The 6357-nt window shown below is 45.8% G+C and carries 3 protein-coding genes; 2 read left to right on the top strand and 1 reads right to left on the bottom strand.

Features of this window, described 5'->3' with window-relative positions:
- Window positions 1-101: 101 nt before the first annotated feature.
- On the bottom strand, window positions 102-959 hold the full coding sequence (locus tag B2X00_RS03340; protein ID WP_290486115.1) for an HDOD domain-containing protein: 858 nt from the start codon (window positions 957-959) through the stop codon (window positions 102-104).
- A gap of 84 nt (window positions 960-1043) precedes the next feature.
- Here B2X00_RS03340 and B2X00_RS03345 point away from each other — a divergent pair, with 84 nt between their 5' ends.
- Together B2X00_RS03345 and B2X00_RS03350 are read left to right on the top strand one after the other, a co-directional pair.
- A complete protein-coding gene (locus B2X00_RS03345) occupies window positions 1044-2786 on the top strand; it encodes an autotransporter assembly complex protein TamA (RefSeq protein WP_290486116.1) in 1743 nt (580 codons plus the stop codon).
- Complete coding sequence (locus B2X00_RS03350; RefSeq protein ID WP_290486117.1) at window positions 2783-6337, top strand: translocation/assembly module TamB domain-containing protein; 3555 nt, start codon at window positions 2783-2785, stop codon at window positions 6335-6337. Before B2X00_RS03345 ends, B2X00_RS03350 begins: the two co-directional genes overlap by 4 nt.
- The last annotated feature ends 20 nt before the right edge of the window (window positions 6338-6357 follow it).

Here is a 6357-nt window from a genome sequence, read left to right on the forward strand (position 1 = left end):
CTACCAATTGGAACTACGCCCCTACTGCTGTCGAGAATTATACTGACCTAATTGAATGTAGCAAGCACAAACTGCTCCTGTCCTGATTGATCGCTGTTTATTTAACCAGCTGAGGAACCAAAGACCTGCTTAATGCTACGCTCGACCAACCTTGTCACATCTGCTTCTGTTAGCTGGAAAGCTGCCATTGCGGACGACTTGAACCGTTGCCAATCTTGATCGCCGGCGATGCTTCGCGTTTGCTGGTCAATGCTGTAGCGTGCCAGTCTGTGGATTGCAATGATTTCAGCTATCGCCGATGATGAGCCGCCCACTCGTTCAACCGCATCAGCTTGATAGTAAAAGTAAAACATTTTCACCATGGTCGCGGGTAATCGCCAGTATTGCGCAAGTGCTGCACTTGCTGTCGCGTGAGAAATCGTGAGTGATGCTTCTTCTTGAGTCGCAATTTCACCCCACCCAACACGATTGGACTGTTTTATAAATTGTTCGTAGCCCTCGAAATTAAGATAAAGCAGCGGCACGCCAGCCCCTTGAAAAAGACCGAATTGATACGCGTAATGCGCAAGGCGTTCGCGATCAAGTAATCGAGCAACCACTAAGCAGGCTTGCGCTGTCCATTCGTTATAGCGCCAATAGTCAGCTAGAAACCCATGACTAATTAACGATGACTTTAACGAGGCCGCTCGGATCAATGGCATGAGTTGTTCAATACCTAGCATCATTACCGCGTGCTTTATTGAATCTACCTTTTGAACGGGACTATATGCCGATGAATTCACGACACTCAGAACCTGCCCCGACAAGCCGATATCCTTGGCGATTAGTTCTGCCATAGCCTCAATATGAGGCTCGTCGACTGTCATCTCGCGCTTTAACGCGGCTAACGTCTCTGAACGAGGTGGCAGTGTCATTTGCGTGAGTAATTTTTTTTGCTCAGATGTCAAAGCAACTGACATTAATAAATCTCCTCAACAAGAGTTTACTTTGCAGAGATCAACGTGCGATTATTTTTCGTAGTTAACCGCATGAAAATAAACATTATGTCCACCCGCATTAAGAAACGTATAAAATATCTTCTCGCACTGTGTGCCATCTCGATTTGCGCTAGTCTGCAGGCAAAAGTGAACGTGGCTTTCGATGGTGTCGACGGCAGGTTGCTAGACAATATCAAAAGTTATGTGCAAATTGCCAACTTAAATCAAGACAAGGATTATCGACCATTTCAAATCCGTTTCTTTTTTAAACGCGCTGAGAGTGAGATTCGTACAGCACTCGAACCATTTGGCTATTATAACGTAAAAATTAGCAGCCAACTCGATTCAACCGAAGAGGGCTGGCAAGCGCGCTACACTATAACACTCAACCAACCCGTGCGCTTGACTGATGTCCAATGGACACTTAAAGGGGACGCCAAGGACGATAGCGTGTTTCGTTCTGTGCTCGAGCATTCACCCCTCAAGCAAGGTCATGTGTTTGAGCATGCCCCTTATGAGCAACTCAAAACACAGCTACTCAGTTTAGCGGCTCAACGAGGTTACCGCGATGCTGAGTGGGAAAAGGCCAATGTGCGAGTCGATATTGAGGCAAATACAGCATCGATTAATGCTACTTTTAATAGTGGAGCGCGTTATCAATTCGGTGCTATCGACTTTAACGCTGAGTATATTAGTGAGGACTTACTTCAACGCTACCCACGCTTTGAAAGATCAGAACCCTTTAACACGGCTAGTTTAAGTGATCTACAGGTCAATATCTCTGAAAGTGGCTACTTCGAAACCGTTCAGGTGAACGCGCTGTGGGATCAAGCTGAGCAGAACCAAGTACCTATTCAAGTTGATACAACTCCCAACCAGCGCACTCATTATCGTTTTGGATTGGGTTATGGCACTGATACAGGCGCACGTATTACCGCGGGCTATGACCGTCGTTGGATAAATCCAGAGGGTCATCAGTTTAAAAGTCAGTTGCAACTGTCACAATTTGAGAGTCGCTTAACAGCTCTATATCAAATCCCGGGACCCCGTCCGCAAACTGACTCCTATCAATTTCGCACGCAACTTGCAGACAAAACAACAGACAGCCAAGAAAGTCAGCTTATAAAAATAGGAGCGGCGGAAATTCGCGCCTTTAAACATTGGCAATACGATGTCGGTGCCTATTGGCTCAACGAAGACTTTGAAATAGGTCAACAAAGCGGTAATGCTCAGCTTTTTGTTCCAACCATTGAGTGGCGATATTTGTCAGCCGATGAGCGAGTGAATATCAACCATGGTTGGCGGGCCAACTTTAGCTTACAGACCGCTTCGAAAGACGTGTTCTCTGAGGCGAACTTAATTCGAGGGCGTTTCGAACTCAAGTCGGTTATTCCATTGCTCGATGATTGGCGCCTACTTGCCCGTGCTGAAATAGGCGCAATGTACACCAATAGTTTCGAAGATATTCCGCCTTCGTTACGTTTCTTTGCAGGTGGTGATCAAAGCGTTCGCGGCTATGCCTACGAACAGTTGGGTCCAGAGGATGCGTCTGGCGACGTGATCGGTGGTCGTTATCTTGCGGTCGCAAGCGCAGAAATTGATTATCGCTTCGCTGAAAATTGGCGAGTCGCTGCCTTTACCGATATCGGTAATGCCATGCTAGAACCGAACCAGCCACTCAAGCAAAGTGTTGGTATTGGATTGCGCTGGATATCACCTATCGGATCGGTTCGTCTCGACTTAGCCCAAGCTATCGATGAGCCAAACAACCCCTGGCGCATTCACTTAACCATTGGTCCCGATCTATGACGCTTTATAAACGACTCGCAAAAATCTTTTTATATGGCTTCGTCGGCCTATCTCTAGCTCTGATTTTACCTCTTTATGCCGTGTTAGGCACTGCTACGGGTAGTCAGTGGCTGGTAACAAAAATAAGTGAATACTTACCCCAACAAGTCTCCTTTAATCGTTATCAAGGTGCGTTGCTGAGTGATTTTCAATTTGATGAACTGAAAATCGATACTGATAGCTTCAGCTTGCATAGTCAAAAGCTATCTGTTCAGTGGTCTCCTCTAGAACTCTTCGGTGGCACAGTTCGAATCGACGCAATAACAGTCAATGATGCTGAAGCGTGGATCAGAGCTAACGATGAGCAAAACAACACTGCTACAGGTGCAGCACCATGGCCCGAACTAAGGCTTCCGTTAGATTTAGTATTAGCTCAGCTGCGCATTGATGATGTAATGCTTCATTTACCAGAGCAGCCTGCGCAGTCATTTGGTGTCACGGGTGGCGTAGCACTCGAGAGGGATGGCCAGCTCGCTATTAATAAACTCGATATTACTCACAACTATGCGACGGTGCAGTTAGATGCTCGCGTGGGACTAAACAGCAACAAATCCATTCATGTTGAATCGAATATCTTTATACGAGTGCCTGATTATCCTGAAACACAGATCCTGCTCTCGGTCAGCGGCGATGCCGATCAGTTGCAAGGAACACTAGCCACTCAAAAGGCTATTGAAAGCAAGACACGATTTACCCTGGATGCACTGCTGCAAGACCTCAGTTTTAAGTCCACCACGCAAATTGCAAAGTCTGAATTGCAACCGTGGGTAAGCGCATTCTCCTTATCAGGTATTGAAACCGGTAGCCTCAAAGGTGAGATTAAAGCTGAGGGAAGTTTGACCAATATACAGGTCAAACCTAAGCTCGATTTGTCAGTGAATGAACAGGTTGCTCAATTAAGTGGCGAAATAAAGTATATCGATAATCAAATCGAATTCGCGCCTCTAAAAGCGTCCACCGAGGGCTTAGTGAAAAGTAATGTTGAGATTGCTGGAACGGTAGCACTGTCAGCGGAGCCACAATTCGACCTCAACGTAACAAGCTCAGAAGTTAGCGCACAATCAATCAAAGCAGCCACGCTTTCAGATTTGAACATGCAGATTGTAGGGGCGCTACATAATCTTAAGGTAACGCCTAACTTTGTAATTGAACCCATAAACCAAAATGCTATCGATATATCGGCTGAAATTTTACTTGCTGATAACGTTCTCGATATTTCACAGCTCACAATGACACAAAATAGCAATCAGGTGTCTGGTACAGCCCGCGCGAATTTGGATAATCTCAGCCTGACAACTGATTTGCAGGGCCAATGGAAAAGTGAACCGATTAAACTTGCTGCTGATGTTCGCTTTGAATCGCCTTACCTTTTCATTGAACAGCTGGACTTAAATTGGCGTGATAACACCTTATCTGCTACCGGTGACCTGCGTCCGGGCTCAGCGATCAACTTGACACTCAATGCACGCGATCTATCCGATCTCCCTGTCCCAAATATAAGCTTAGCGGGCAGTTTAAGCGGTAAGGGTATGCTTTCAGGCTCAATCGATGCGCCGAGTCTGGCGATGAAGATTGAGTCGAATAGTATTCAAATCGATGAAAGTGTTTTAGAAGATTTATTCTTAGACTTTTCCGGCGATTTATCAGAGCAGACAACCCAAATAAAAGTAAGCTACCGAGATATCGACCTATCTATCAATACAGCTACAGCCCTTACAGAGGATAGGCTAGCAGCAACGATAAAGCAGTTCTCTATTAGGCAAGAAAACGTGGGACGTTTTAAACTTCGTGAGCCCAGTGACGTTGTCTATCACTTTAGAGACCAACGTTTGAGTCTTTCAAAGTTATGTCTAACTCAACGGCAAGAGCTTATTTGTGCCGAAGCTATCAATAAAAATCAGCAATTACAGGCTTCAGTCTCTATTACTGCACTACCGCTCGCCTTGATTGAGCCCTTTATCCCATTAAGTGACTTGGTTATTAGCGGTACGCTATCGGGCGAGGTTGATGCTAACGTTAAGTTAGACAGTTCAATTGAAATCGCTTCTCTGACGGGTCAGTTTGGAATTGATGAACTTCGTATTGAGCAAAACGAAGAGCATGTGAACTTTGATACAGCAAAATTGAGGTTAAATAAAAGCACTAGCGATAAGTTGGTTGGTGTGACACTCAATTTAAATAGTATCGATACAGGTGCCGATATAAATGCCGATTTAGGGATCGCCGCGAATCTCAGCCAACCTTCCATTGAGGGTAAGATAACAGCCAATTTAGATGACTTGAGTATCATTCAAACCTTTACCAATCAAGTCGCACAAATTGATGGCTCATTAAATGCGCAGGCAACGCTCGATACGCGCAATCAACAACTACTGATAACGCCTAATGCCACAGTTAAAATTGCCAACGCGCTAATTGGTCGTACTGGTACGTCTATTTCAGATACAGTGATTTCAGTCTCGGGGCGTCCTAGCTCGTCTGAGTTGCAGATCAAGGGTCGGGGCAACGTTGGCGACGGTCCGTTTGATCTTAATGGTGATTTTGACCTTCAAGGCTTTACTGGTCAGCTTGCCTTAACAGGCGACAGCCTTGTCGTAATGGACTCCCCTCGCATCCGTTTGATCGCCTCACCCGACCTTAACTTAAATATCGGCGAAAACGTTATCGAGTTAACCGGAGAGGTAAATATACCTAACGCCAATATTACGCCGCCCGACCTCTCGTCAACGGTCACACCGTCACCTGATGTCGTCGTCGTCCAGCGTCAACAAGGTAATACACAATCCCGCTCACTTAAAACGGATTTGAAGATTACTCTAGGTGACGATGTGCGTGTAGATGCATATGGGTTCAAAGGACGCTTAGAAGGCGCTTTAAACGTCGTGCAAACCGGACAGTCTGTGCCAATCGGTAATGGCACGATTTCGGTAGCGAGTGGCGATTATGAAATTTATGGACAGAAACTCACTATTGACCGTGGACAATTCATTTTTAACGGGGGCCCCTTATCAAACCCAGCGTTGAACTTGCGAGTAACACGTTCACTATCTGAAGTGACTGATGGTCCGAATTCTGTGGGTGCGCGTGTGCTAGGCACACTTAATAGACCCGAGCTCGATCTCTTTTCTGATCCGACCATGCCTGATGCCAGTGTGCTTTCTTATCTGTTGTTCGGACGTGGCCCCTCATCTAATAGCGAGAGCCAAAACTTGGAGTTGCAGGCGGCATTATTGGTGGGTGGTAAAACAACGGGTGCGCTAACCCAGTCCTTAAAAGAAACATTCAGTTTAGATGAAGTCGCAATCGATTCTGAAACATCAGATGTAAACGACACATCGTTATATATCGGTAAATACATTTCCCCAAATTTATACATTAAATATGGTATCGGACTCATCGAATCGACCTCGAGCTTTTACCTTCGCTATCGTTTTACCGATAACCTGTGGTTCGAATCCACATCGTCAACCGAAAGCCAAGGTGCCGACATCATATACAGCATCGAAAAGTAGCGTGCGCCTTGGGCGCACGG

It is taken from the genome of Idiomarina sp. UBA3162 (assembly GCF_002364475.1).
Lineage (GTDB): Bacteria > Pseudomonadota > Gammaproteobacteria > Enterobacterales > Alteromonadaceae > Idiomarina.